The organism is Streptomyces sp. NPDC056296 (assembly GCF_042268605.1).
Taxonomy (GTDB): Bacteria; Actinomycetota; Actinomycetes; order Streptomycetales; family Streptomycetaceae; genus Streptomyces.
The window spans coordinates 1-24,023 of sequence record NZ_JBHJRX010000092.1 but is presented as its reverse complement, the minus strand read 5'-3'; the positions used below and the strand labels follow the sequence as shown (position 1 = coordinate 24,023).

The 24,023-nt window shown below is 72.2% G+C and carries 20 protein-coding genes and 1 pseudogene; 4 read left to right on the top strand and 17 right to left on the bottom strand.

Annotated elements, in window-relative coordinates; translation table 11 throughout:
• Window positions 1-77: 77 nt before the first annotated feature.
• The 5 genes from der to aroH form a co-directional block, all read right to left on the bottom strand.
• The gene (gene der, locus ACFCZF_RS38565) at window positions 78-1,556 is read right to left on the bottom strand and encodes a ribosome biogenesis GTPase Der (protein WP_376675633.1); all 1,479 of its coding nucleotides are present in this window, start codon (window positions 1,554-1,556) and stop codon (window positions 78-80) included.
• Between the two features lie 74 nt (window positions 1,557-1,630).
• The gene (locus tag ACFCZF_RS38560; RefSeq protein WP_210964353.1) at window positions 1,631-2,293 is read right to left on the bottom strand and encodes a 1-acyl-sn-glycerol-3-phosphate acyltransferase; all 663 of its coding nucleotides are present in this window, start codon (window positions 2,291-2,293) and stop codon (window positions 1,631-1,633) included.
• Entirely contained in the window at window positions 2,290-2,985 is a 696-nt protein-coding gene (gene cmk, locus ACFCZF_RS38555) for a (d)CMP kinase (protein ID WP_210964354.1), read from the bottom strand. The genes ACFCZF_RS38560 and cmk overlap by 4 nt, the downstream gene beginning before the upstream one ends.
• 133 nt (window positions 2,986-3,118) lie before the next feature.
• Window positions 3,119-4,204 carry a prephenate dehydrogenase gene (locus ACFCZF_RS38550; RefSeq protein WP_376675632.1) on the bottom strand — a complete coding sequence of 362 codons (1,086 nt, stop codon included), beginning with the start codon at window positions 4,202-4,204 and terminating at the stop codon, window positions 3,119-3,121.
• Window positions 4,201-4,563 carry a chorismate mutase gene (gene aroH / locus ACFCZF_RS38545; protein ID WP_121746120.1) on the bottom strand — a complete coding sequence of 121 codons (363 nt, stop codon included), beginning with the start codon at window positions 4,561-4,563 and terminating at the stop codon, window positions 4,201-4,203. Before aroH ends, ACFCZF_RS38550 begins: the two co-directional genes overlap by 4 nt.
• A gap of 144 nt (window positions 4,564-4,707) precedes the next feature.
• Between aroH and ACFCZF_RS38540 the strand changes: the two genes are divergently transcribed.
• Both ACFCZF_RS38540 and ACFCZF_RS38535 read left to right on the top strand, forming a co-directional pair.
• Complete coding sequence (locus ACFCZF_RS38540) at window positions 4,708-5,106, top strand: Rieske (2Fe-2S) protein (RefSeq protein WP_376675631.1); 399 nt, start codon at window positions 4,708-4,710, stop codon at window positions 5,104-5,106.
• Window positions 5,107-5,128: 22 nt separating this feature from the next.
• The gene (locus ACFCZF_RS38535) at window positions 5,129-5,881 is read left to right on the top strand and encodes a DNA polymerase beta superfamily protein (protein ID WP_376675630.1); all 753 of its coding nucleotides are present in this window, start codon (window positions 5,129-5,131) and stop codon (window positions 5,879-5,881) included.
• On the opposite strand, the pseudogene ACFCZF_RS38530 reads toward ACFCZF_RS38535, so the two are convergent.
• The 12 genes and pseudogenes from ACFCZF_RS38530 to ACFCZF_RS38475 form a co-directional block, all read right to left on the bottom strand.
• A pseudogene (locus tag ACFCZF_RS38530) lies at window positions 5,798-6,558 on the bottom strand (DNA polymerase beta superfamily protein). The gene ACFCZF_RS38535 and the pseudogene ACFCZF_RS38530 overlap by 84 nt on opposite strands.
• A gap of 4 nt (window positions 6,559-6,562) precedes the next feature.
• A complete protein-coding gene (locus ACFCZF_RS38525; RefSeq protein ID WP_376675629.1) occupies window positions 6,563-7,585 on the bottom strand; it encodes an ADP-ribosylglycohydrolase family protein in 1,023 nt (340 codons plus the stop codon).
• The gene (locus tag ACFCZF_RS38520) at window positions 7,582-8,301 is read right to left on the bottom strand and encodes an NUDIX domain-containing protein (protein WP_376675628.1); all 720 of its coding nucleotides are present in this window, start codon (window positions 8,299-8,301) and stop codon (window positions 7,582-7,584) included. Before ACFCZF_RS38520 ends, ACFCZF_RS38525 begins: the two co-directional genes overlap by 4 nt.
• 79 nt (window positions 8,302-8,380) lie before the next feature.
• Entirely contained in the window at window positions 8,381-9,520 is a 1,140-nt protein-coding gene (locus ACFCZF_RS38515) for a pseudouridine synthase (RefSeq protein ID WP_376675627.1), read from the bottom strand.
• Entirely contained in the window at window positions 9,520-10,173 is a 654-nt protein-coding gene (gene scpB / locus ACFCZF_RS38510) for an SMC-Scp complex subunit ScpB (RefSeq protein ID WP_376675626.1), read from the bottom strand. Before scpB ends, ACFCZF_RS38515 begins: the two co-directional genes overlap by 1 nt.
• A complete protein-coding gene (locus ACFCZF_RS38505) occupies window positions 10,170-11,186 on the bottom strand; it encodes a segregation and condensation protein A (protein ID WP_376675636.1) in 1,017 nt (338 codons plus the stop codon). Before ACFCZF_RS38505 ends, scpB begins: the two co-directional genes overlap by 4 nt.
• Window positions 11,187-11,738: 552 nt before the next feature.
• Entirely contained in the window at window positions 11,739-12,251 is a 513-nt protein-coding gene (locus tag ACFCZF_RS38500) for a hypothetical protein (protein ID WP_376675625.1), read from the bottom strand.
• 41 nt (window positions 12,252-12,292) lie between these two features.
• Window positions 12,293-13,420, bottom strand: a complete 1,128-nt coding sequence (locus ACFCZF_RS38495; protein ID WP_376675624.1) for a ParA family protein — start codon at window positions 13,418-13,420, stop codon at window positions 12,293-12,295.
• Window positions 13,421-13,807: 387 nt separating this feature from the next.
• Window positions 13,808-14,923: an alanine dehydrogenase gene (gene ald / locus ACFCZF_RS38490; RefSeq protein WP_376675635.1), complete on the bottom strand. Its 1,116-nt coding sequence runs from the start codon at window positions 14,921-14,923 to the stop codon at window positions 13,808-13,810.
• Between the two features lie 141 nt (window positions 14,924-15,064).
• Window positions 15,065-17,092 (bottom strand): tetratricopeptide repeat protein, encoded by a 2,028-nt coding sequence (locus ACFCZF_RS38485; protein ID WP_376675623.1) that lies wholly within the window; start codon window positions 17,090-17,092, stop codon window positions 15,065-15,067.
• A gap of 163 nt (window positions 17,093-17,255) precedes the next feature.
• Window positions 17,256-17,891: an NUDIX domain-containing protein gene (locus ACFCZF_RS38480; RefSeq protein WP_376675622.1), complete on the bottom strand. Its 636-nt coding sequence runs from the start codon at window positions 17,889-17,891 to the stop codon at window positions 17,256-17,258.
• 86 nt (window positions 17,892-17,977) lie between these two features.
• A complete protein-coding gene (locus ACFCZF_RS38475; RefSeq protein ID WP_375923170.1) occupies window positions 17,978-19,645 on the bottom strand; it encodes a CTP synthase in 1,668 nt (555 codons plus the stop codon).
• A gap of 556 nt (window positions 19,646-20,201) precedes the next feature.
• Here ACFCZF_RS38475 and ACFCZF_RS38470 point away from each other — a divergent pair.
• Entirely contained in the window at window positions 20,202-22,004 is a 1,803-nt protein-coding gene (locus tag ACFCZF_RS38470; protein ID WP_376675634.1) for a glycoside hydrolase family 15 protein, read from the top strand.
• A gap of 294 nt (window positions 22,005-22,298) precedes the next feature.
• Window positions 22,299-23,933, top strand: coding sequence for a PucR family transcriptional regulator (locus ACFCZF_RS38465; RefSeq protein WP_376675621.1), 1,635 nt, complete (start codon window positions 22,299-22,301; stop codon window positions 23,931-23,933).
• Window positions 23,934-24,023 lie beyond the last annotated feature (90 nt).

Here is a 24,023-nt window from a genome sequence, read left to right as displayed (position 1 = left end):
GGAAAGAGGAGGTAGGCGCCCCCCTCCGTCGTCCCCTCCCCCCCCCCCCCCTCTCCTCGCTGTCTCAGCCGGTGCCGCTACTTCTTCTTCGCGCCGCGCTTCTCGCGCACCCGCACCGAGATGTGGATCGGCGTCCCGTCGAAGCTGAACTCCTCGCGCAGCCGACGCTCGATGAAACGCCGGTAGCCCGCCTCGATGAAGCCGGAGGCGAAGAGCACGAACCGCGGGGGCTTGGTGCCCGCCTGCGTACCGAACAGGATGCGGGGCTGCTTGCCGCCCCGAACCGGGTGCGGGTGGGCGGCGACCAGCTCACCCAGGAAGGCGTTCAGCCGGCCCGTCGGGACGCGGGTCTCCCATCCGGCCAGGGCGGTCTCGATCGCCGGGACCAGCTTCTCCATGTGCCGCCCGGTCTGCGCCGAGACGTTGACCCGCGGCGCCCACGCCACCTGGCCGAGCTCGGTCTCGATCTCCCGCTCCAGGTAGTAGCGGCGCTCCTCGTCGAGGGTGTCCCACTTGTTGTAGGCGACGACGATCGCGCGGCCCGCCTCGACGGCCATGGTGACGATCCGCTGGTCCTGGACCGAGATCGACTCGGAGGCGTCGATGAGGATGACGGCGACCTCCGCCTTCTCGACGGCGGCGGCGGTGCGCAGCGAGGCGTAGTAGTCGGCGCCCTGCTGGAGGTGGACGCGCTTGCGGATGCCCGCCGTGTCGACGAACTTCCAGGTGACGCCGCCCAGCTCGATCAGCTCGTCGACCGGGTCGCGGGTGGTGCCGGCCATCTCGTTGACGACGACGCGCTCCTCGCCCGCCACCTTGTTCAGCAGGGAGGACTTGCCGACGTTGGGCCGGCCGATCAGGGCGATGCGGCGCGGGCCGCCGACGGCGGCGCCGAAGGTCTGGGCCGGGGCCTCGGGCAGGGCCTCCAGGACCTTGTCCAGCATGTCGCCGGTGCCGCGGCCGTGCAGCGCGGAGACCGGCTGGGGCTCCCCCAGCCCCAGCGACCACAGGTAGGCGGCGTCGGCCTCGCCGCTCGGGCCGTCGACCTTGTTGGCGCAGAGCACGACGGGCTTGCCGGCCTTGCGCAGCAGCCGTACGACCGCCTCGTCGGTGTCGGTGGCGCCGACCTTGGCGTCCACGACGAAGACGACCGCGTCGGCGGCCTCGATCGCGTACTCGGCCTGCGCGGCCACGGAGGCGTCGATACCGAGGACGTCCTGCTCCCAGCCGCCGGTGTCGACGACCTTGAAGCGGCGGCCGGCCCACTCCGCCTCGTAGGTGACGCGGTCGCGGGTGACGCCGGGCTTGTCCTCGACGACGGCCTCGCGGCGGCCGATGATCCGGTTCACCAGGGTCGACTTGCCGACATTGGGGCGGCCGACGACGGCGAGGACGGGCAGCGGGCCGTGCCCGGCCTCCTCGATCGCGCCCTCGACCTCCTCGATGTCGAAGCCCTCTTCGGTGGCCAGCTCCATGAACTGCGCGTACTCGGCGTCGCCGAGCGCCCCGTGGTCGTGCTCCTCGCCCGAGCCCTCGGAGTGGATGTGGTCGTTCATGAAGTCCGTACCTCGTTCATCGTGGTGATCGTGGCGCACCCTGTTTCGCCGGGCGGGCCACTACTCAGTGTCGCCTAGCGCCCGGTGAGGCGCCTGGCGTTTTCCAGGTGCGCGGTGAGCTGCTTCTGGATGCGTTCGGTGGCCTCGTCCAAGGCCTTGCGGGTGCGCCGTCCACTGCCGTCGCCCGCGTCGAAGGGGTCGCCGAAGACGACGTCGATGCGGGAGCGCAGCGGGGGCAGCGCCTTTATCAACCGTCCGGGCCGGCCGGAACTTCCCAGCACCGCGACCGGGACGATCGGGGCGCCGCTGCGGACCGCGAAGTACGCGAGCCCGGCGCGCAGCGCGGCGAAGTCGCCCTCGCCCCGGGTGCCCTCCGGGAAGATGCCCAGCACGCCGCCGTTCTCCAGGACGCCCAGCGCCTGGGTGATGGCGGTGCGGTCGGCGGTAGAGCGGTCCACCTTCAGCTGGCCGATGCCGAGCAGGAAGGGGTCCAGCGGACCGATGAACGCCTCCTTCTTGATCAGGAAGTGCGTCGGCCGGGGTGCCACGCCCATGACCATCGGGCCGTCGACGTTGTGCGAGTGGTTGACGGCGTAGATCACCGGGCCGGTCGCGGGCACCCGCCAGGCGCCGAGCACGCGCGGTCGGAACAGCCCGTACATCAGGCCGACGCCGATGCGCCGCCCGATCTCGGCACCCTTCTCGGAGGGGACGGGCGGGGTGGAAGGTGCGGTCACTTCCCCGCCCGCTTCTCCTCGACGAGGGTGACGACGCACTCGATGACCTGCGCGAGGGTGAGCTCGGTGGTGTCCACCTCGACCGCGTCGTCCGCCTTGGCCAGCGGCGACGTCTTGCGGCTGGAGTCGGCCGCGTCCCGCTTGATCAGGGCCTCGCGGGTGACGTTGACGTCGGCGCCCTTGAGCTCGCCGCTGCGGCGGGCGGCGCGGGCCTCCGCCGAGGCGGTGAGGAAGATCTTCAGGTCGGCGTCCGGCAGCACCGTCGTCCCGATGTCGCGGCCCTCGACGACGATGCCGAGCGGGGCGGAGGCGGCGATGGTGCGCTGCAGCTCGGTGATCCGGGTCCGCACCTCGGGGACGGCGCTGACCGCGCTGACCTTGGAGGTGACCTCCTGGGTGCGGATCGGGCCGGCCACGTCCACGCCGTCCACCGTGATGGTGGGGCCCGCCGGGTCGGTGCCGGAGAGGATCTCGGGCTTTCCGGCCGCGGCGGCGATGGCGTGCGGGTCGTCGGTGTCGATGCCGTTGTTGACCATCCACCACGTGATCGCCCGGTACTGGGCGCCGGTGTCCAGGTAGCTCAGGCCGAGCTGGGCGGCGACGGCCTTCGACGTGCTCGACTTGCCCGTGCCGGAGGGGCCGTCGATGGCGACAATCACGGCCGGGACGGTCGGGGCGGCGCCGTTTTCCACGAGGGGACACCTTCCTGGTGCGGTGCGGTGAGGGGTGTGCGGGACGCGAACGCGTCCCGCACAAGGTTACTGGCTCTCCGGGACCCCTCGGACAGGCGTATCCCACCGGGCACCACTGCCGGGCCCCCGGGGATCACTGCCGGAGCGCCCAGCCCCTCTCCCCGAGGGCCGCCGTCAGCACCGGAGCGGCCTTCGGCTCGACCATCAGCTGCATCAGACCGGCCTGCTGTCCGGTCGCGTGCTCGATCCGTACGTCCTCGATGTTGACCCCGGCCCGTCCCGCGTCCGCGAAGATGCGGGCCAGCTGGCCGGGCTGGTCGTCGATGAGGACCGCCACGGTCTCGTAGACCCGGGGCGCGCTGCCGTGCTTGCCCGGGACCCGCACCTGCCCGGCGTTGCCGCGCCGCAGCACCTCGGCGATGCCGGTACCGCCCTCGCTGCGCTTGTCCTCGTCGGAGGACTGCAGGGCGCGCAGGGCCCGTACCGTCTCCTCCAGGTCGGCGGCGACGTCGGTGAGCAGGTCGGCGACCGGCCCGGGGTTGGCGGAGAGGATGTCGATCCACATCCGGGGGTCGGAGGCGGCGATCCGGGTCACGTCGCGGATGCCCTGTCCGCACAGCCGTACGGCGGCCTCCTCGGCGTGCTCCAGCCGGGCGGCGACCATGCTGGAGACCAGGTGGGGCATGTGCGAGACGAGGGCCACGGCGCGGTCGTGGGCGTCCGCGTCCATCACCACCGGCACCGCACGGCAGTGCGAGACGAGCTCCAGGGCGAGGTTCAGCACCTCGGTGTCGGTGTCCCGGGTCGGGGTCAGCACCCACGGGCGGCCTTCGAAGAGGTCGCCGGTGGCGGCCAGCGGCCCGGACTTCTCACGGCCGGACATGGGGTGCGTGCCGATGTACGCCGCGAGGTCGAGCCCCCGCGCCTCCAGCTCTCGCCGGGGGCCGCCCTTGACGCTGGCCACGTCGATGTACCCGCGGGCGGCGCCGCGCCCCATGGCGTCCGCGAGCACGTCGGCCACCAGGGCCGGCGGGGCGGCGACGATCGCCAGGTCGACCGGCCCGTCCGGGGCCTCGTCGGTGCCGGCGCCCAGTGCGGCGGCCGTACGGACCTGCTCGGGGTCGCGGTCGGCCAGGTGGACGGTGACGCCCCGCTGGGTCAGGGCGAGGGCGGCGGAGGTACCGATGAGACCGGTGCCGATGACGAGTGCGGTTCTCACTGGGCGATGTCCTTGCGCAGGGCCGCGGCGGCGCCGAGGTAGACGTGGGCGATCTCGGCACGGGGCCGGTCGGACTCGATGTGGGCGAGGACCCGGACGACGCGGGGCATGGCGCCCTCGATGTCCAGCTCCTGGGCGCAGATCAGCGGAACGTCGGTGATGCCGAGCTTGCGGGCGGCGGCGGCCGGGAAGTCGCTGTGCAGGTCGGGCGTGGCCGTGAACCAGATGCTGATCAGGTCGTCGCCGGTCAGGTCGTTGCGCTCCAGGACGGCGGTCAGCAGGGCCGCGACCTGCTCGTCCATGTGCCCGGCCTCGTCCCGCTCCAGTTGGACGGCGCCCCGGACCGCTCGTACCGCCACGGCGATGCTCCTTGCTGACGTGCGTAAAGGTTGTTGGTCCGTCCAGCCTAGTCAGCCCGGCGCGTACGGGCCCGGGGCGCCCGTCTCCTGAGACGCTGGCCCCGGCCGGAATCCCCTCCCCCACCCCCCTCTCGGAGCGACGACATGCCCCACAGTCCGACACGCCGTACGGTCCTCCTCTCCACGGGCGCGGCGGCGCTCGTCGTGGGATGCGGCGGAGGAGGCGGGGACGGCGACGCCTCCGCCGCCTCGCCCGGTCAGGAGCTGGCGCCGACGAGCGACATCCCGGTCGGCGGCGGCAAGATCTTCGCGGACCGGAAGATCGTGGTGACCCAGCCGGAGCAGGGCGAGTTCAAGGCGTTCTCGGCGATCTGCACCCACCAGAACTGCCTCGTGTCGGACGTCCGGGACGGCTCCATCGACTGCTCCTGCCACGGCAGCAGGTTCAGCATCACCGACGGCGCGGTGGAGCAGGGGCCGGCCACGAGGCCGCTGCCCGAGGAACGGATCGCGGTGGACGGAAATTCGGTCCGCCTGGCGTGAGGCGCCCGCGTACGCTCCCGGCATGCACCCCGAGACCCTGGTACGCGACCACACGATCTACGCCTGTGTCATGGGTTCGCGCGCCTTCGGTCTGGCGACGGAGGGCAGCGACACCGACCGCCGGGGCGTGTTCCTCGCCCCGACCCCGCTGTTCTGGCGCTTCGAGAAGCCGCCGACGCACGTGGAGGGCCCGGCCGAGGAGCAGTTCGGCTGGGAGCTGGAGCGCTTCTGCGAGCTGGCCCTGCGCGCGAACCCGAACATCCTGGAGTGCCTGCACTCCCCGCTCGTGGAGTACGCCGACGACACGGGCCGCGAACTGCTCGCCCTGCGCGAGGCGTTCCTCTCCCGCCGGGTCCACGGGACGTTCACCCGCTACGCCCACGGCCAGCGCCGCAAGCTGGACGCCGACGTGCGCACGCACGGCGCCCCGCGCTGGAAGCACGCGATGCACCTGCTGCGGCTGCTGATGTCCGCCCACGACCTGCTGCGCACGGGCACGCTCACCATCGACGTCGGCGACCGGCGCGAGTCGCTGCTCGCCGTGAAGCGCGGCGAGGTGCCGTGGCCGGAGGTCGAGTCCCGGATGACCCGCCTGGCCGAGGAGGGCGAGGAGGCCGCGCGGCGCAGTCCGCTGCCCGAGGAACCGGACCGGCGCCGCGTCGAGGACTTCCTCGTCCGCACGCGCCGCGCCTCAGCCCTCCGGGCGGTCCAGCCGGTTCCGTACGACGAAGTCGTGCAGGGCGTCGTACGAGGTGGCGGCGTCGGGCAGGGCTGACGCCGCCTGCGCCTCGTCCAGTACGCCGCGCAGCCGCTCCACGTCGGCACGCACGCGCGCGTGGTCGACGCCGGCGTCCCCGTGCTCGCGCTCCACCTTGGCGGCGATCAGCCCGGGCGGGTAGTCCGGGCGGCGTCGACCTCCCCGAGGAGCGTGGGCAGATGGGGCTGCACCTCGCCGCCGCGCATCAGGTGGATGCCGGTAAGCAGCACCCGGAAGGTGTACAGCAGCGGCTTCAGCTCACCGCTCTTCTCGAACAGCCGCCACTGGGTGTTCGCGAACCCCCGGTAGTGGTGGGCGTGGTGGCCGGTGAGGACGCCCGGCGCGAGCGCGGCCAGCTCCCGGTGCGCCTCGGTGGTGTGCACGACCAGCGGGGACAGCAGCTGCTCCAGCACATAGCCGTTGCGCCGCAGCATCAGCCGTACGAACTTGCGCAGGTCGTGCGTGACCAGGTCCATCTCGACACCGTCCCGGTCCCACATCCGCGACCTGGTCTCCTCCGGCTCGCGCAGCCCGACCAGGTCGGCGGCCGGCAGCAGGTGCACGCCCCGCAGGTCGACGTCCGAGTCGCGGGACGGGAAGCCGTAGAGGTGGGCGCCCGAGACGGTGGCGAACAGCACGGGGAAGGGCTGTTCGGCCACCACCGGGGCCAGGTCGATGTCCAGGGCGTCGATCATGCGCTCAAGCGTCCCAGAGCGCTCCGAGGGCCAGCAGGTCGCCCCGGTACTCGATACGGTCCGCCCACTCGGCGGGCCAGGCGTCGGCGCCCAGGTACGCGCCCGCGAAGGCGCCCGCGAGGCACGCGATGGAGTCGGAGTCCCCGGAGGTGCAGGCACCGCGGCGCAGGGCGGTCAGCGGCTCGTCGACGAAGAGCAGGAAGCAGAGCAGCCCGGCCGCCATGGCCTCCTCGGCGATCCAGCCCTCGCCGACCGCGAGGCAGGGATCAGTCTCCGGCGAGACGGTGCGCACCGCCTGCTGGAGGCGGTCGAGTATCGCCAGGCACTCGTCCCAGCCGCGCGACATGAAGTGCTCGGGCGTGGGGTCCTGGGCGCGGGTCCACAGGTCGCCGAGCCAGCGCTCGTGGTAGCGGGTGCGGTTGTCGTAGGCGTACGACCGCAGCAGCCCGACCAGTCCGGTCGGCTCGGCTCCCTCGGCGAGCAGCCGTACGGCGTGCGCGGTGAGGTCGGAGGCGGCCAGCGCTGTCGGGTGCCCGTGGGTGAGCGCGGACTGCAACTGGGCGGCGCCCGCCCGCTTTTCGTCGCTCAGTCCGGGGGCGAGCCCGACCGGGGCGACGCGCATGTTGGCGCCGCAGCCCTTGGAGTGGATCTGGCTGGCGTCCTGCCAGGGGCGGCCCGGACGCTCCAGGAGGTCGCAGGCCGTGAGACACGTGTTGCCCGGGGCCCGGTTGTTCTCGGGCGACCGGTTCCAGGCGATGAACTCCCGCCGCACGGGCTCGGCCATCCCCTCGGGCGTCAGGACACCGCGGTCCATGGCCGTCCGCAGCCCCTTCCCGAGCGCCAGCGTCATCTGGGTGTCGTCGGTGACGATCGCCGGCCGGGGCAGTTCCATCTCCCGCCACGGACCGCACTTGGCGAGGATCGACGGGACGTCGTTGAATTCGGTCGGGAAGCCGAGCGCGTCCCCGAGGGCGAGGCCGGTGAGGGCTCCGGTGGCGGCGCGCTTGGTGACGGTGGTCGTGGTCATGCGGGGCGTCCTTCCCGAGGGGTGCGGAGCAGGGGCGGGTGCAGGGTGGTCGCCGGGCCGGCGCGGTAGAGCGCGGCCGGTTTGCCGCGGCCGCCGGTGAGGCGGGCGGCGCCCGGGACGGGTTCGACGAAGCCGGGGGTGGCGAGGACCTTGCGGCGGAAGTTGGGCCGGTCGAGGGCGGTGCCCCACACGGTCTCGTAGACCTGCTGCAGCTCGCCGAGGGTGAACTCGGCCGAGCAGAAGGCGGTGGCCACGCAGCTGTACTCCAGCTTGGCGCCGACGCGTTCCCGGGCGTCGGCCAGGATCCGGTCGTGGTCGAAGGCGAGGTCGCGGGCCTTGTCGTACGGCACCCAGCGGGCCGCGGCCGCGTCACCGCCGCCGCGCGGCTCGGGAGCGTCGGGCAGCAGGGCGGCGAACGCGACCGACACCACCCGCATCCGGGGGTCGCGGCCGGGCTCGCTGTAGGTCCGCAGCTGCTCCAGGTGCGGTGCGCTGACGTCGGCCAGGCCGGTCTCCTCGGCCAGCTCCCGGCGGGCCGCCGCCTCCGCCGACTCGTCCGGCAGCAGAAAGCCGCCGGGCAGTGCCCAGCGGCCGGCGTACGGCTCCTGCCCCCGCTCGACGAGCAGCACGTGCAGCGCGCCCGCGCGGAGCGTGAGGACGGCGAGGTCAACGGTGACGGCGAAGGGTTCGAAGGCGTACTTGTCGTAGCCGTGCACAGGCGGCCACCCCCTTAATAGTCATCTTGACTATAAAGGGGGTGGCCGACCCGTCACAACCCTCGCGGCGCCTGAGCGCCTAGAGCTCGACCTCCTGCATCAGCATCCCGACCTCTGTGTTGGACAGCCGGCGCAGCCAGCCCGACTTCTGGTCGCCCAGGGTGATCGGGCCGAAGGCGGTGCGCACCAGTTTGTCGACGGGGAAGCCCGCCTCCGCCAGCATCCGGCGGACGATGTGCTTGCGGCCCTCGTGGAGGGTGACCTCGACCAGGTAGTTCTTGCCGGTCTGCTCGACGACCCGGAAGTGGTCCGCGCGCGCGTACCCGTCCTCCAGCTGGATGCCGTCCTTCAGTTGCTTGCCGAGGTCGCGCGGGATCGGACCCACGATGTGCGCGAGGTAGGTCTTCTTCACCCCGTACCGGGGGTGGGTCAGGCGGTGCGCCAGCTCGCCGTGGTTGGTGAGCAGGATCACGCCCTCGGTCTCGGTGTCGAGCCGGCCGACGTGGAAGAGCCGGGTCTCGCGGTTGGTGACGTAGTCACCGAGGCACTGCCGGCCGTCCGGGTCCTCCATGGTGGAGACGACACCGGCGGGCTTGTTGAGCGAGAAGAACTGGTACGACTGCGTCGCGACGGTCAGGCCGTCGACCTTGACCTCGTCCTTCTCCGGGTCGACGCGGCGGCCCTGCTCCAGCACGATCTCGCCGTTGATCTCGACGCGCGCCTGCTCGATCAGCTCCTCGCAGGCACGCCGGGAGCCGTAGCCCGCGCGCGCGAGGACCTTCTGCAGCCGCTCGCCCTCCTGCTCGGCGCCGGGGAAGGTCTTGGGGGGCTTGACGTCCTTCTTGCCCGCGTACCGCTCGCGGTTGCGCTCCTCGGCCCGCGCCTCGTACTCGCGGGACGTGGCCGGCACCGAGCGCCCCCGCTGCAGGGGCTTCTTCGGCCCGCCCTTGGCGCCGCCGCGGGCCGCCGGGCCGCGGCCCGACTTCGGGCCCTCGTGCGTGGCGCCGGGACCCACGTCGTAGCGCCGCTCCTCGGGGCGCGGGTTCTTCGGACGGCCGCCCTGCTTGTTGTCGCGGTTGCCACCGGCGCCGCGGGGGTTCCCGCCGCTCCCGCCGCGGGGGTTACCGCGGCCACCGCTGCTCCCGCCGCGGCCGCCGCTGTTGCCACCACGGCTCCCGCCGTTGTTTCCGCTGCTGTTCCTGCCGCTGCTGCTTCGCATCAAAGTTCCGTCTTGTCGTCTGCGTCCTCGGAATCCGGGGCGTCCGGATCGAACGACGGGACCCCTTCCAGTGTGTCGGCCTCGATCGCCGCCGCCTCCGGGAGGAAGGGCGCGAGCTCCGGGAGCTCGTCCAGGCCGCGCAGGCCCATCCGCTCCAGGAAGTAGTTCGTCGTCACGTACAGGATCGCACCTGTTTCGGGTTCCGTGCCCGCCTCCTCGACCAGACCCCGCTGCAGGAGGGTGCGCATCACACCGTCGCAGTTCACGCCGCGCACGGCGGAGACGCGGCCGCGGCTGACCGGCTGGCGGTAGGCGACCACGGCGAGGGTCTCCAGGGCGGCCTGGGTGAGGCGGGCGTGCTGGCCGTCCAGGACGAAGCCCTCGACGGCCGCGGCGTACTCGGGGCGGCTGTAGAAGCGCCAGCCGCCCGCGATCAGGCGCAGCTCGAAGCCGCGGCCCTGGACGGTGTACTCGTCGGCCAGCTCGCGCAACGCGTCGGCGATCTGCCGCCGGGGCCGCTGGAGTATCCGGGCGAGATGCTCCTCGGTCGCGGGCTCGTCGACGACCATGAGGACGGCTTCGAGGGCGGGCTTGAGTTCGAGGCCGGCGACGGCCTCCGGCCCGCCCACGGCCTCCCGGGTCTCCTCACTCACGCCTTCCGCTCCTCCTCGGTCTTCTCCGGCGGCCGGTCGAACTCGTCGGTCACCACCGGCTCGGCGTCCGCGTCCCCGCCCGTCCAGCGCACCAGCAGGTCGCCGAGCGCGGTCTCCTGGTCCAGCTCGACGGCCTTCTCCCGGTACAGCTCCAGCAGGGCGAGGAAGCGGGCGACGACGGTCAGCGTGTCGTCGGTGTCCTCGACCAGGAGGCGGAAACTGGCCTGTCCCAGCTCCTTCAGGCGGGCGACGACGATCCCGGCCTGCTCCTGCACGCTGACCAGGGGCGCGTGGATGTGCTCGACGTAGACCTGCGGCTTGGGCTTGGGCTGCATCGCCTTGACGGCCAGCTTGGCGAAGCCCTCCGGCCCGATGCTGATGACGACCTCGGGCAGCAGCTCGGCGTGGTGGGGCTCCAGCCCGACGGTACGCGGGTAGCGACGGGCCTCGGCTTCGAGCCGCTCGTTGAAGATCTCCGCGATCTGTTTGTACGCGCGGTACTGGAGAAGCCGCGCGAAGAGCAGGTCGCGGGCCTCCAGCAGCGCCAGGTCGGCCTCGTCCTCGACCTCGGCGGCGGGCAGCAGCCGGGCCGCCTTCAGGTCGAGCAGCGTGGCCGCGACCACCAGGAACTCGGTCGTCTCGTCGAGGTCCCAGTCCTGGCCCATCGCCCTGATGTGCGCCATGAACTCGTCGGTCACCTTGGAGAGCGCGACCTCGGTGACGTCCATCTTGTGCCTGGAGATCAGCTGGAGGAGCAGATCGAACGGCCCCTCGAAGTTGGCCAGCCGCACCTTGAAGACACCGTCGCGACCGTCGTCGAGCGCGCCCTCGGAGAGCGCGTGGGGCACCTCTCCGGCCTCCGGCGAACGCTCGGCCCCGCCTGGCGGCGGAACCCCCGGTGCCCCGGACGCGGAACCCGCCCCCGCTGCCTCCCCGTCGAACCCCGGGGCGCCCTGCGGAGCCACCGGCGCGACGGACACGGAACCGGCCCCCGCTGCTTCAGCCTCTCCCACCGCCCCGCCGACCCCTGAGACACCCTGCGCCGCGCTCTCGCGGCCCGCGGGGCCGTACGCCACCCCGGGGGCCTCCGGTGCCACGGCGGACGCCTGCGGCCCGGCTCCGGGCGTGAGACCGGGCACCGCCTCGGTGGCCTCCGGTGCCACGGCGGGGGGCCACGGCGCGGCGTCCGGCCGAGGGCCCGCCGACGCTTCCGGCTCGCCACGCGTCCCGGTATCCGGGCGGGGGCGGGCACGCTCGGCGGCCTCCGGCTCGGTTGCCGCGCGGGAGAACCCCCGTGAGGTCGCGTCAGTCGGCGGCGAGGCTTGCGAAGCCGTGGTTTCCGACGGCTCCCCGGACGGCACCGCCTGCGCGACCGTGGCCTCGGGGGGCTCGGTGCCGGACGGCACCACCTCGGGCGCCTCGGGCGCCTCGGGTTTCTCGCGGAGCGGCGGAACCGGCGGAGCCACCCGTGGCTCTGTCGGTCCGCGCCCCAGCGCACGCCGACGGCCGGCGCGGGCGCCGGGGCGGGGGGCGTCGTTCGAGGTCATGGCCCCCGCAGGCTACCGCTACCGCCCGCGCAGCCGTCGTACGAGGATGCTGGCGTCCCCGCGGGTCTCCAGGTCGGCGAGGACCACGGCGACCGCCTCGCGGACGATGCGGCCGCGGTCGACGGCCAGTCCGTGCTCGCCCCGGAGCACCAGGCGGGCGTGCTCCAGGTCCATCAGCTCCTCGGCGGAGACGTACACGGTGATCTTCTCGTCGTGGCGCTCCCGGCCGCTGGGCCGGCGCGAGGGGGACCGCCCGCGCTTGCGCGGCTGGGCGGCGGCAGAACCTTCCTGCGCGCTCACGCTCGGCACGGAGCCCCGCGCGGAGCGCTCCGCGCCCCGGCTGCGCGACTCGCCCGCCGAGCCCGGTTCCGCGTCCGCCGCGGCGTGCTCCGCGCCCCCGCCGTCACCGCCCTGCGCGGGCACCGACTGCGGTGCGTCCTCGGCGGCGGCCTGGTCGCTCTCCCCCGCCGGCGCCGGCACCCGGGCCTCGCCGTTGGCCGGTCGCCGCGGAGAGGAGGCCTGGAGCCCCATCCCCCCTGTCGTACGGAAGAGTTCGTCGGCCCCCGGCAGACTCACTCGGCGTGACACCGGGCGAGCACCTCCCTGGCGAGCTGGCGGTAGGCGGCGGCACCGACGGAGTTGGAGGCGTACGTGGTGATCGGCTCACCGGCGACCGTGGTCTCCGGGAAGCGGACCGTACGCCCGATGACCGTGTGGTAGACGTGATCGTCGAAGGCCTCGACGACACGCGCGAGCACCTCACGGCTGTGCACCGTGCGCGAGTCGTACATCGTGGCGAGGATGCCGTCCAGCTCCAGGTCGGGGTTGAGCCGCTCCTGGACCTTCTCGATCGTCTCGGTCAGCAGCGCCACACCGCGCAGCGCGAAGAACTCGCACTCCAGCGGCACGATCACCTTGTGCGCTGCCGTCAGCGCGTTGACCGTGAGCAGACCGAGCGAGGGCTGGCAGTCGATCACGATGTAGTCGTAGTCGTCCATCAGCGGCTTCAGCGCCCGCTGCAGCGTGGACTCGCGCGCGACCTCGCTCACCAGCTGCACCTCGGCCGCCGACAGGTCGATGTTGCTGGGCAGCAGGTCCATGTTGGGGACCGCGGTCTTCAGCAGCACCTCGTCGGCCGCCATGCCCCGCTCCATGAGCAGGTTGTAGACGGTGAGGTCGAGCTCCATCGGGTTGACGCCGAGCCCGACCGAGAGCGCGCCCTGCGGGTCGAAGTCGACGAGCAGCACCCGGCGCCCGTACTCGGCGAGCGCGGCACCCAGGTTGATGGTCGACGTGGTCTTGCCGACGCCGCCCTTCTGGTTGCACATCGCGATGATCTTCGCGGGGCCGTGTTCGGTCAGCGGGCCCGGAATCGGGAAGTAGGGCAGCGGGCGTCCGGTCGGTCCGATGCGCTCACGGCGCTGGCGGGCCGCGTCGGGCGCGAGCGTGGCGGCGTACTCGGGATCGGGCTCGTACTCCGCGTCCGGGTCGTAGAAGTGCCCCTCGGGCAGTTCGTCGTAGTCGGCGAAGTGGTTGCGGGGCGCGCCACTTCCGTTGCCGGCCATGGCGTTCACGTGTTGGCCATCCATACTCATGTGTGCTGTCTGAGTTGCCTGCGGACTCTGGTGGGCTGCGAAGGTGCGTACAGCGACGGAGCCGACAGCCTCGAGACGCCCGGGGCCGTGGGCCCGTGCAGGCATTCCTGGTTGACCACCCCCGGGAGTAAATGTCGACTCATTCACAAGTCGTCTTACCTCCTTGGTGACCAGGAAATTTCTAGACAGGTCAGCGTGGCACCATGCCGACGTTCGGCGACTCTATGGCGTGTCGGGCGTCCGCAGCAACACAATCCGCCGGACCCGGCCCGATGTGTCGGCAATGAAACATCCCTCTGTCAAGGGCGTACGGCCGTCGCACAGCAGGTTTCACCGGTGCGCGAATCGGTTGAAGCGTTACGTTCGAGGCGAGTTGGCCGAGAATCGCAAAGTGACCATACACACACCTGGCCGGACCTTGTCGGGCAAGGTCCGGCCGGGCGTGTGGGGTTGACGGCGTCTGTTGACGTATCGCCTTTTCCGGTTGGTGACTTAGCCGAGCAGGGTGACCGGGTCGACGTACTCCAGACCGTGCGCCTCGGCGACCTCGCGGTAGACGACCTTGCCGTCATGCGTGTTGAGGCCCTTGGCCAGCGCCGGGTCGCGGCGCAGCGCCTCGACCCAGCCGCGGTCGGCCAGCTCGACGATGTACGGCAGCGTGGCGTTGGTGAGGGCGTTGGTGGAGGTGTTCGGCACCGCGCCCGGCATGTTGGCGACGCAGTAGAAGACCGAGTTGTGGACCTTGAAGGTCGGCTCGGCGTGCGTGGTGGGGTGCGAGTCCTCGAAGCAGCCGCCCTGGTCGATCGCGATGTCGACAAGAACACTTCCGGGCTTCATCCGGGAGACCAGCTCGTTGGTGACGAGCTTCGGGGCCTTGGCACCCGGGATGAGCACCGCGCCGATGACCAGGTCGGCGTCGAGGACGGCCTTCTCCAGCTCGAAGGAGTTGGACATGACGGCCTTGACCTTGGTGCCGAAGATCTTGTCGGCCTCGCGCAGCTTGTTGATGTCGCGGTCGAGCAGGGTCACGTCGAAGCCCATGCCGACGGCGATCTGGGTGGCGTTCCAGCCGGAGACGCCGCCGCCGATGACGACGGCCTTGGCGGGGGTCACGCCGGGCACGCCACCGGGCAGCACGCCGCGCCCGCCGTTGGGGGCCATCAGGTGGTAGGCGCCGACCTGCGGGGCGATCCGACCCGCGACCTCGGACATCGGGGCCAGCAGCGGCAGCGCGCGGCTGGGCAGCTCGACCGTCTCGTAGGCGATGGCGGTGGTGCCGGACTCGATGAGCGCGTCCGTGCACTCCTTGGAGGCCGCCAGGTGCAGGTAGGTGAAGAGCGTCTGGTCCTTGCGGAGGCGGTGGTACTCCTCCGCGATGGGCTCCTTGACCTTCAGCAGCAGGTCGGCGGTGGCCCAGACCTCGTCGGCGGTGTCGAGTATCCGCGCGCCGGCGGCGACGTACTCCTCGTTGGGGATCGAGGAGCCGACACCGGCGTCACGCTCGATGACGACCTGGTGACCGTGGCGCACCAGCTCGTGCACGCCGGCGGGGGTGATGGCCACCCGGAACTCGTTGTTCTTGACCTCGCGGGGGATACCGACCTTCACGTCGATCACGGTCCTTGGCTCAGAGGGTTGGGCTATCTCTACACATACCCGCGTACACGTGGGCACAACGGGAGAGTCCGCAAGAACGTGCGGCAGAGCCAGTCTAATGAAGGTGTTCCCGCTGTCCAGCCTTTCAAAGCATCAATCTTCAGACGATGCGCTGCGGATTTCGCAGGCCTCGGCGGGATCTTCCCTCAGCATGCGATCCGCCGCGCTCCGCTGCAGCCCGGCAGCGACGGGATCGCCGAGGTGGTCGAGCGTGTCGGCCAGCCGCAGGTGCAGCGCGGCCTGGAGCCGGACGTCCTCGGCCCGGCGGGCCCAGTCGACGGCCTCCTGGCAGGTGCGCAGCGACTCCTCGGGGCGTCCGGCGTACTCCTGGACGCGGGCCAGCTCGCTCAACGCCCGCGCGTGCGCGGCCACGTCGCCCGCCCTGCGGTACCCGGCGACCGCGGCGCGCCAGCCCCGCAGCGCCTCGCCGTAGCGGCCGGCGTAGGTGTGGGCGGTGGCGAGCCGGCCGTAGACGCGGGAGGCGTCGGCGCGCTCGTCCCGGGCGAGCCGCTGGGCCAGCGCCCGGCCGAACCAGTCGGCGGCCCGGTCGTAGTCGCCGAGTTCCAAATGGGCGCCGCCTACGGATTCCATCGCGCGGCCGGTCGCGTACGGGTCGTTCGCCTCGCGCCCGGCGTCCAGCGCCGCCCGGTAGCGCGCCAGGGCCTCGGCGGTGCGGCCGGTACGGGCGTCCAGGTCGGCCAGGTTCAGCAGGGCCGCCGCCTTCTCCCGGGGCAGCTCACGGCGCTCGGCCACGTCGAGGACGAGGCGGTGGATGCCGTACAGGTCGGGCGCCGCCGCCTGGGTGCCGAAGTGGGCCACCATGGTCCGCACCAGCTGGGACATCAGTCTCCGGGCGAGGGTGTCCAGCTCCCCGTCGGCGACCGCGAGCCGTGCCGCGGCCAGCAGGGCGGGCCGGCGGACCCGCAGCCAGTCGGCGGCGGCCCTCGGATGCGGGAAGCGCAGGGCACGCGGCATGCCGAGGAGCTTCTCGCGGGCCTGCGGGCTGTCGGTCTCGGTGACCGCCCGGCAGGACTGGAGCAGCCGCACCGTCCGCTCCAGCATGCGGGCGCGGGCGAGCTGGAGCTCGGCGGGACGGTCGTGGGTCTCGGCGAGAGCCATCAGCCGGTCGTGCAGGCACCCGGGAACCTCGTACTCGGGCAGCGGCGAGTCGACCGACCGCAGCACGCCGAGGGCGACGAAGTCGTCCAGGGTGGTGCGGGCGCCGTGGACCGAGCAGCCGGCGAGCGCGGACGCGGTGTGCGGGTCGACCAGGCCGGCCGGGGCGAGGGAGAGCAGCCGCAGCATCCGGGCGGCGGGGCTGGGCAGGGACGCGTAGGCGAGGCGGAAGACGCGGCTGAGGGCGGTGCCGTCGTCACCCTCCGCGTGCACGTGCTTGGCGAGGTCGGCGACGGCCGCCTGGGGACGGGCGGCGAGCCAGCCGCCGGCCAGGGTCAGCGCGGCGGGCTGGGCCTGGCAGACCTCGACCAGCTGTTCGGCGGCCCGGGGGTCGACGGTGATGCGCACGGATCCGGTGTGCCGGGACAGCAGCTCCACGGCCGACTTGGTGTCCAGGCCGCCCAGCGTGCACGGGCGGACGTCGGCGATTTTGGTCAGCGGGCCCTCGGCGACGACGACGGCCAGGCAGTCCGGGGTGTCCGGCAGCAGGGCGTCGACCTGCTCGGCGTCGGCCGCGTCGTCGAGCAGCAGCAGGACCTTGCGGTCGGCGAGGGCGGTGCGGAGCGCCTCGGTGAGGTCGTCCTCGTCGGCCCCGGGCGGGGCGGGGCGGTCCAGTTCGCCCAGCAGTTCCCGGGCGAGCCGCCCGACGGGCACGCGCGTGCCGTCCGGTTCGCTCAGCCGGGCGCGCAGCACGCCGTCGGGGTAACCGTCCGCGACCTGGGCGGCCAGCTCCTCGGCGAGCGCGGTGCGGCCGGATCCGGGCCGGCCCGCGATCAGCAGCACGCGCGCGCGGGGGGCCTTGCGGCCGGAGAGGGTGTCCAGTCCCGCACGCTCGATGTCGGCGCGCAGCTCCTTCAACTCCCGGGTGCGGCCCAGGAACCGACTCTCCTCAGCAGGGTCCTCCGACAGCCGTACGCCGTCCGTGTCCACCGCCTGATCCGTCACGGGCCACACTCCCGATCCCACCGCACGCCGGCGCCCGCCGGAACCCCGGTTCGGGCGTTTCCAGAGCCTAGTTCACGCTCTGCTACGTTCCCTGCGGAGCGCGGCGGGCACATCCCTCGATCGGATCAACCGATGGTCACACCATGACGGGCGAGCGTGTTCCTCAGGCCTCGAACGGACGCGCCGGCCACGGCGCCTGAGCCGGGCGCAGCGCGTCGAGCCCGTCGCCCCGCTCCGCCGCGACCAGCGAGAGCACGCCCACGACCAGGCAGTTGTTGTGCAGCTCGCCCGCGAGCACACCCCGGACCAGGTCCGCCACGGGCACCCGGGCCAGCTCCATGTCGGCCTCTTCGTCCTCGACCTCGAAGCGCTCCCCCTCGGCCTCCGACAGGTTCCGGGCGAGGAAGATGCGTACGGCCTCGTCGCAGCCGCCGGGGGTGGTGTAGACGTCGGTCAGCACCCGCCAGTCCTCGGCCTTGACGTGCGCCTCCTCGTACAGCTCGCGCTGCGCGGCGTGCAGCGGGTTCTCGCCGGGGACGTCGAGCAGACCGGCCGGGATCTCCCACAGCTTCTCGCGCACGGGGTGCCGGTACTGCCGGATGACCAGGGCCCGGCCCTGGTCGTCCAGGGCGAGGACGGCCACGGAGCCGGGGTGGACCTGGTAGTCGCGGGTCACCACGGAGCCGTCGGGCATGACCACGTCGTCCGTGCGGACGGAGGTCTTCTTGCCCCGGAAGGGCGTCTCGGTGCCCCTGACCTCCCACTCCTCGGGGATGTCCTTGATCGTGCTGCCCGTCATGCCTGACCTGCCCTTCCAGACGTACGCGAAAAGCCGGGGCCCGCGCGTTTGAATGCGCGCGCCCCGGCCACCGTACAACTGGTGTGTTACTTCGACGTCTTCCGCTCGACCGCGGCCTTGACCAGCCCGGCGAAGAGCGGGTGCGGGCGGGTCGGGCGCGAGCGCAGCTCCGGGTGCGCCTGCGTGGCGACCAGGTAGGGGTGGACGTCACGGGGGTACTCGACGTACTCGACGAGCTTGCCGTCCGGGGAGGTGCCCGAGAAGAGGATGCCGGCCTTCTTCTCCAGCTCCGCGCGGTAGGTGTTGTTCACCTCGTAGCGGTGGCGGTGCCGCTCCTCGACGTACTCCTTGCCGTCGTAGACCTCGCGCACGATGGAGCCCTCGGCCAGCTTGGCCGGGTACATGCCGAGCCGCATGGTGCCGCCCATGTCGCCCTCGCCGGCCACGATGTCCAGCTGCTCGGCCATGGTCGAGATGACCGGGTGCGAGGTGGCCGGGTCGAACTCGGTGGAGTTGGCGTCCGTGATGCCGGCCAGGTTGCGCGCCGCCTCGACCACGATGCACTGCAGGCCCAGGCAGAGGCCCAGCAGCGGGATCTTGTTCTCGCGGGCGTAGCGGATCGCGCCGACCTTGCCGAGCACGCCGCGGTCGCCGAAGCCGCCCGGGATGCAGATGGCGTCGACGTCACCGAGCTGCGCCTTGGCCCCGGCCGCCGTCTTGCAGTCGTCGGACGTGACCCACTTGATCTTCACGCGGGCCTTGTTGGCGAAGCCGCCCGCACGCAGCGCCTCGGTCACCGACAGGTAGGCGTCGGGCAGGTCGATGTACTTGCCGACCAGTGCCATGGTGATCTCGTGGTCGGGCTTGTGGACGCGGTCGAGCAGGTCGTCCCAGGTCGTCCAGTCCACGTCGCGGAACGGCAGGTCCATCTTGCGGACGACGTAGGCGTCCAGGCCCTCGGTGTGGATGACCTTGGGGATGTCGTAGATCGAGCGGGCGTCGGGGCAGGCAACCACGGCGGCCTCGTCGACGTCGCACATCAGGGAGATCTTGCGCTTGATCGCGGTCGGCACCTCGCGGTCGCAGCGCAGCACGATCGCGTCCGGCTGGATACCGATGTTGCGCAGCGCCGCGACCGAGTGCTGGGTCGGCTTCGTCTTCAGCTCACCCGAGGGGCCGATGTACGGCAGGAGCGAGATGTGGACGACGAAGACGTTGTCGCGGCCGACCTCGTGCCGCACCTGGCGGACGGTCTCCAGGAACGGCAGCGACTCGATGTCGCCGACCGTGCCGCCGACCTCGGTGATCACGACGTCCACCTCGTCCGTCGCCATGCGGCGGATGCGGTGCTTGATCTCGTTGGTGATGTGCGGGATGACCTGGACCGTGTCGCCCAGGTACTCGCCGCGCCGCTCCTTGGCGATCACCGTCGAGTACACCTGGCCGGTGGTGACGTTGGCGGAGCCGTCGAGGTCGCGGTCGAGGAAACGCTCGTAGTGGCCGATGTCCAGGTCGGTCTCGGCGCCGTCGTTGGTGACGAACACCTCACCGTGCTGGAAGGGGTTCATCGTGCCAGGGTCGACATTGAGGTACGGGTCGAGCTTCTGCATCACGACGCGCAGACCCCGTGCCTTGAGCAGCATGCCGAGGCTGGAGGCGGTCAGCCCCTTGCCGAGCGAGGAGGCGACACCCCCGGTGACGAAGATGTGCTTGGTCGTCGAAGCTGTGCTGTTTCGAAAAGCAGCGGGCGGCATGGCCAAGAGGGGGCTCCCGTGGTCGCGGTCTGGGGTGCGGTGCGTTCGTCGTCCGACCCGGTCGTACCGGGTTGTCGTCGGCGGCGCCGTCGCTGCGGTTCCGGGGTTCTTCTCCCACCGGTCCACGGGCTACCAGCGTATCAGCGCCTCAGGGCGATGGCTTCCGGCCACCCTCCGCGCACGCCCGGACACTCAGGCGCGCGGCTCACCGTTTCCTCACCCGGTGGTCACTCGTTCGGCGGACCCGGGTTGTCCGGAGCGGCACACAGATCATCTACGTGCGTCGTATCCTGCTCGGACGTTCGCTGCCGAGCCCGCCCGGCGACATGGCACCACCCCTCGCCCGTCAGCACCGGAACAACGAGAGCTCGTCAGTTCGTTGAGCAACAATTGTCGTTTGCGGCACAGCGTTTGGCTTCACGGCCGGACGGCTGCTTTGCTTCATGGCTCAACGACGCATGACACACATCCCTGACACACACCCCTGACCCCACCCTTGACCGCACTAGCGACCGCCCCCACGCGGGGTGACGTGGCCGTTCGACTGGAGTTGCACGTGGCCGGGCGCATCGAAGACTACGCACTCATCGGAGACATGCAGACCGCTGCCCTGGTCTGCCGGGACGGCACAGTCGACTGGCTGTGCCTGCCCCGCTTCGACTCGCATGCCATCTTCGCCGGTCTGCTGGGCACCGGGGAACACGGCTTCTGGCGGATGGGCCCCGCCTACGCCTCCGGCGCCGAGCCCCCGACCGCGGCCCGGCGCGGCTACCGCGGCGACTCGCTGGTCCTGGAGTCCGAGTGGGACACACCGCGCGGCACGGTCCGAGTGACCGATTTCATGCCGCCGCGCGACGGCGCGCCGCAGGTGATCCGGATCGTGGAGGGTGTCTCCGGCCGGGTGCCGATGCGCTCGGAGCTGCGGATGCGATTCAGCTACGGCCGCGTGGTCCCCTGGGTGCACAAGCACGAGGGCCGCACGGTGGCCGTCGCGGGCCCCGACTCCGTGTGGTTCGACACAGAGGCCGAGACCTACGGCAAGGCGCTCACCACGTACGCGGACTTCACGGTCTCTCCGGGTGAGCGGATCGCCTTCACCATCTCCTGGGAGCCCTCGCACAAGGAACCGCCGGCGCTGCCGGAACCCGAGCAGTCGCTGGAGGCCACCGAGGACTTCTGGCGCGACTGGGTCGAGCACTGCACGTACCACGGCCCCTACCGGGAGGCCGTGGTCCGCTCCCTGATCACCCTGAAGGCCCTCACCTACGCCCCCACCGGCGGCATCGTCGCCGCGCCCACCACCTCCCTGCCGGAGGACATCGGCGGCGTCCGCAACTGGGACTACCGCTACACCTGGCTGCGCGACGCGGCGATCACCCTGTCCTCGCTGCTGCGCACCGGCTACCGCGAGGAGGCCCGCGCCTGGCGTGAGTGGCTGCTGCGCGCGGTCGCCGGCGACCCGGAGAACCTGCAGATCATGTACGGCATCGCCGGCGAGCGCGAGCTGGGCGAGGCGGAGCTGGACTGGCTGCCCGGCTACGAGGACTCCACCCCGGTCCGCGTCGGCAACGGCGCGGCCCACCAGCTCCAGTTGGACGTCTACGGCGAGGTCACCGAGGCCCTGCACCTGGCCCACATGACGGGCCTGTCCCGCAACGACTACGCCTCGCTGCTCCAGCTCAAGCTGATCCGCTACCTGGAGGACCACTGGCAGGAGCCGGACGAGGGCATCTGGGAGGTGCGCGGCCCGCGCCGGCACTTCGTGCACTCCAAGGTGATGGCCTGGGTCGCCGTCGACCGCACCATCAAGCTGATCGAGTCCGGCGACGCCGACGGCCCGCTGGAGCGCTGGAAGCAGCTACGCGACGACATCCACCGGGACGTGTGCGAGAAGGGCTACGACAAGGAACGCAACACCTTCACGCAGTCCTACGGCTCCCAGGAGCTGGACGCCTCGCTGCTGCTGATCCCGCAGATGGGCTTCCTGCCGCCGGACGACAAGCGGGTCATCGGCACCATCGAGGCCATCCAGCGTGAGCTGTCCACGTCGGACGGCTTCATCCTGCGCTACCCGACGGAGGGCGGCAGCGAGGGCGTCGACGGCCTGCCCGGTGACGAGGGCGCATTCCTGGCCTGCTCGTTCTGGATGGCCGACGACCTGGCGATGATCGGCCGGGTGGACGAGGCGCGGAAGCTCTTCGAGAAGCTCCTCTCCCTCCGCAACGACCTGGGCCTCCTGGCCGAGGAATGGGACCCCCGCCTCCAGCGCCAGGTCGGCAACTTCCCCCAGGCCTTCAGCCACGTCCCCCTGATCGACACGGCACTGCGGCTGACGGCGAGCGGGGCGTACGGGGGCTGACGAACTCGCCGCCGCCGCTGCGGGCAGTTGTGCCTCCCCCAGTGCCTGAACGGCCTGGGAGGTACCCCCAGGGGCGGCACGGGTGGGCGATGGGGGTCCCCCCCGCGCGAGCGAAGCCGAGAGTGGGGGAGGCACCCCGCAGCGCCGGGCTGCGCGGTCCACCCCCGGCCACGCCCACGCCGGGCAGCCACCAGGCGCCGGGCGGCAGGCCCACCGTCTGCCCCCAGCCGCTCACGGCAAAGGCACCGGCCTCCGAAGATGTGCCCGCCCAACACCCCCAGGTACCGTCCGCTCATGAACACCCCCAGCGCACCCCCACCCTCGGGGATCACCGTGCAGCGCGCCCTGGAACTCCCCGGCCTCCGCAGCGGCCTCCCGGAGATCCTCGCCGGCGCCGACCGTCTGCACCGCACCGTGCGCTGGGTCCACGCCGGCGAGGTACCCAACATCGCCTCCCTCCTCAAGGGCGGCGAGCTCCTTCTGACCACGGGATACGGCCTCGGCACCCGCCCCGCCGAACAGCGCGCCTTCGTCCGCACCCTCGCCGAGCGCGGCATCGCGGCCCTCGTCGTGGAACTCGGCCCGCGCTTCGGCCGCCTGCCGGCCGCCCTCGTGGACACCGCCCGCGCGGCCGGACTGCCGCTGGTCCAGCTGCACCGCGAGGTGCCGTTCGTGACGGTCACCGAGGAGATCCACACCGAGATCGTCAACGGCCACTACGCGCTGCTCCAGCGAGCCGAAGAGGTGCACCGCCGCTGCACGGAGGCGCTCCTCGGCGGCGGCGGGGTGCCCCAGGTGCTCGGCATCCTGGCCGACTTCGGCGGCAACCCGGTCTTCCTGGAGACCACCGACGGCCGCCTGCTGTACGCCGCCGGCGCCGGCCCCGAGGGCGCCGACCCGCTCCAGGTGTGGGAGGGGCTGCGCGGCCCGCACAAGGAAGCCCCGCCCCCGGCCGGCTCGGCCCTGGTGGACGTGCCCGGCGGCGGCCCCGGCACCGGGTCGGTACGCGCCCGGCTCGTTCTGCTGCCCGTACGTTCCCCGCTGGCGCCGGTGCACCGGATGGCGGCCGAGCGGGCGGCCGGCATCCTCGCCGTGGTGCTGATGCAGGCCCGTCAGGAGGAGGAACTGGCGGCGCGCGGGCGCGGCGACTTCCTCACCGACCTCGCCGAGGGCCGGATCACCCCGGAGGACGCCCCGGCCCAGGCCCGCGTCCTGGGCTTCAAGCCGGGCGCCGGCCCGCTGCTCCCGGTGGTGATGCGGCTCGGCGACACCCTGTCCCCCGCCGGTGGCGGCTGGGCGGTGCTGGCGCGCGCGGTCGCCGAGGAGCTCGCGTCGGTCGGGGTACCGGTCCTGCTGGGCGTACGGCCGGTGGAGGGCCGGGTGCCGCTTCTGCTGGGCCTGCGCACGGAGTCGGAGCGGACGGCGGTCGCCGACCGGGTCGCGGTGGCGTTGCGGGCGGGCGTGGAGCGGGCCGGGATGCATCCACCGGGGGCGCAGCCGCCCGTCGTGGTCGTCGGAGTGGCCGGCGGCTGGGCGGCGGCGTCCGCGAGTCTCAGGCACGCGGCGGAGACGGCGACCGCGGCCCAGGGCCTCACCGACCGGCCCTGGTACGACGCCCGGCGCCTCGACATCGACCTGCTGCTGTGGCGGCTGCGCGAGCATCCAGACCTCGCGGCCTTCGTGGACCGGGCGATCGGTCCCCTGCGCGACCACGACAACCGCTCCAAGCCGCCCCTGCTGCCCACCCTCCAGACGTACCTGGCGCACGCCGGCCGCAAGGCGGAGACAGCGCGCGAACTCCACCTCAACCGGCAGACGCTGTACAACCGGCTGGCGCGGATCGGGGAGCTGCTGGGCACGGACCTCGACGACCCGCAGACCGTCCTGGCGTTGAGCCTGGCCCTGCGCGCCCGCCGGCACGTGCCCTAGATGTACTGCCCAGCCAGGTTGGTCGAGTTTGTGCGACGACACGGTCTGAATCTGTAGGACGGCGAAGGCCTCCGGTTGTGGAGTGGAGCT

Coding starts and splice junctions, on each gene's coding strand:
- der (WP_376675633.1), bottom strand. CDS start 1,556: ATGAACGACCACATCCACTCCGAGGGCTCGGGCGAGGAGCACGACCAC.
- ACFCZF_RS38540 (WP_376675631.1), top strand. CDS start 4,708: ATGCCCCACAGTCCGACACGCCGTACGGTCCTCCTCTCCACGGGCGCG.
- ACFCZF_RS38535 (WP_376675630.1), top strand. CDS start 5,129: ATGCACCCCGAGACCCTGGTACGCGACCACACGATCTACGCCTGTGTC.
- ACFCZF_RS38525 (WP_376675629.1), bottom strand. CDS start 7,585: ATGACCACGACCACCGTCACCAAGCGCGCCGCCACCGGAGCCCTCACC.
- ACFCZF_RS38515 (WP_376675627.1), bottom strand. CDS start 9,520: ATGCGAAGCAGCAGCGGCAGGAACAGCAGCGGAAACAACGGCGGGAGC.
- ACFCZF_RS38500 (WP_376675625.1), bottom strand. CDS start 12,251: ATGGGGCTCCAGGCCTCCTCTCCGCGGCGACCGGCCAACGGCGAGGCC.
- ACFCZF_RS38495 (WP_376675624.1), bottom strand. CDS start 13,420: ATGCCTGCACGGGCCCACGGCCCCGGGCGTCTCGAGGCTGTCGGCTCC.
- ACFCZF_RS38480 (WP_376675622.1), bottom strand. CDS start 17,891: ATGACGGGCAGCACGATCAAGGACATCCCCGAGGAGTGGGAGGTCAGG.
- ACFCZF_RS38475 (WP_375923170.1), bottom strand. CDS start 19,645: ATGCCGCCCGCTGCTTTTCGAAACAGCACAGCTTCGACGACCAAGCAC.
- ACFCZF_RS38465 (WP_376675621.1), top strand. CDS start 22,299: ATGAACACCCCCAGCGCACCCCCACCCTCGGGGATCACCGTGCAGCGC.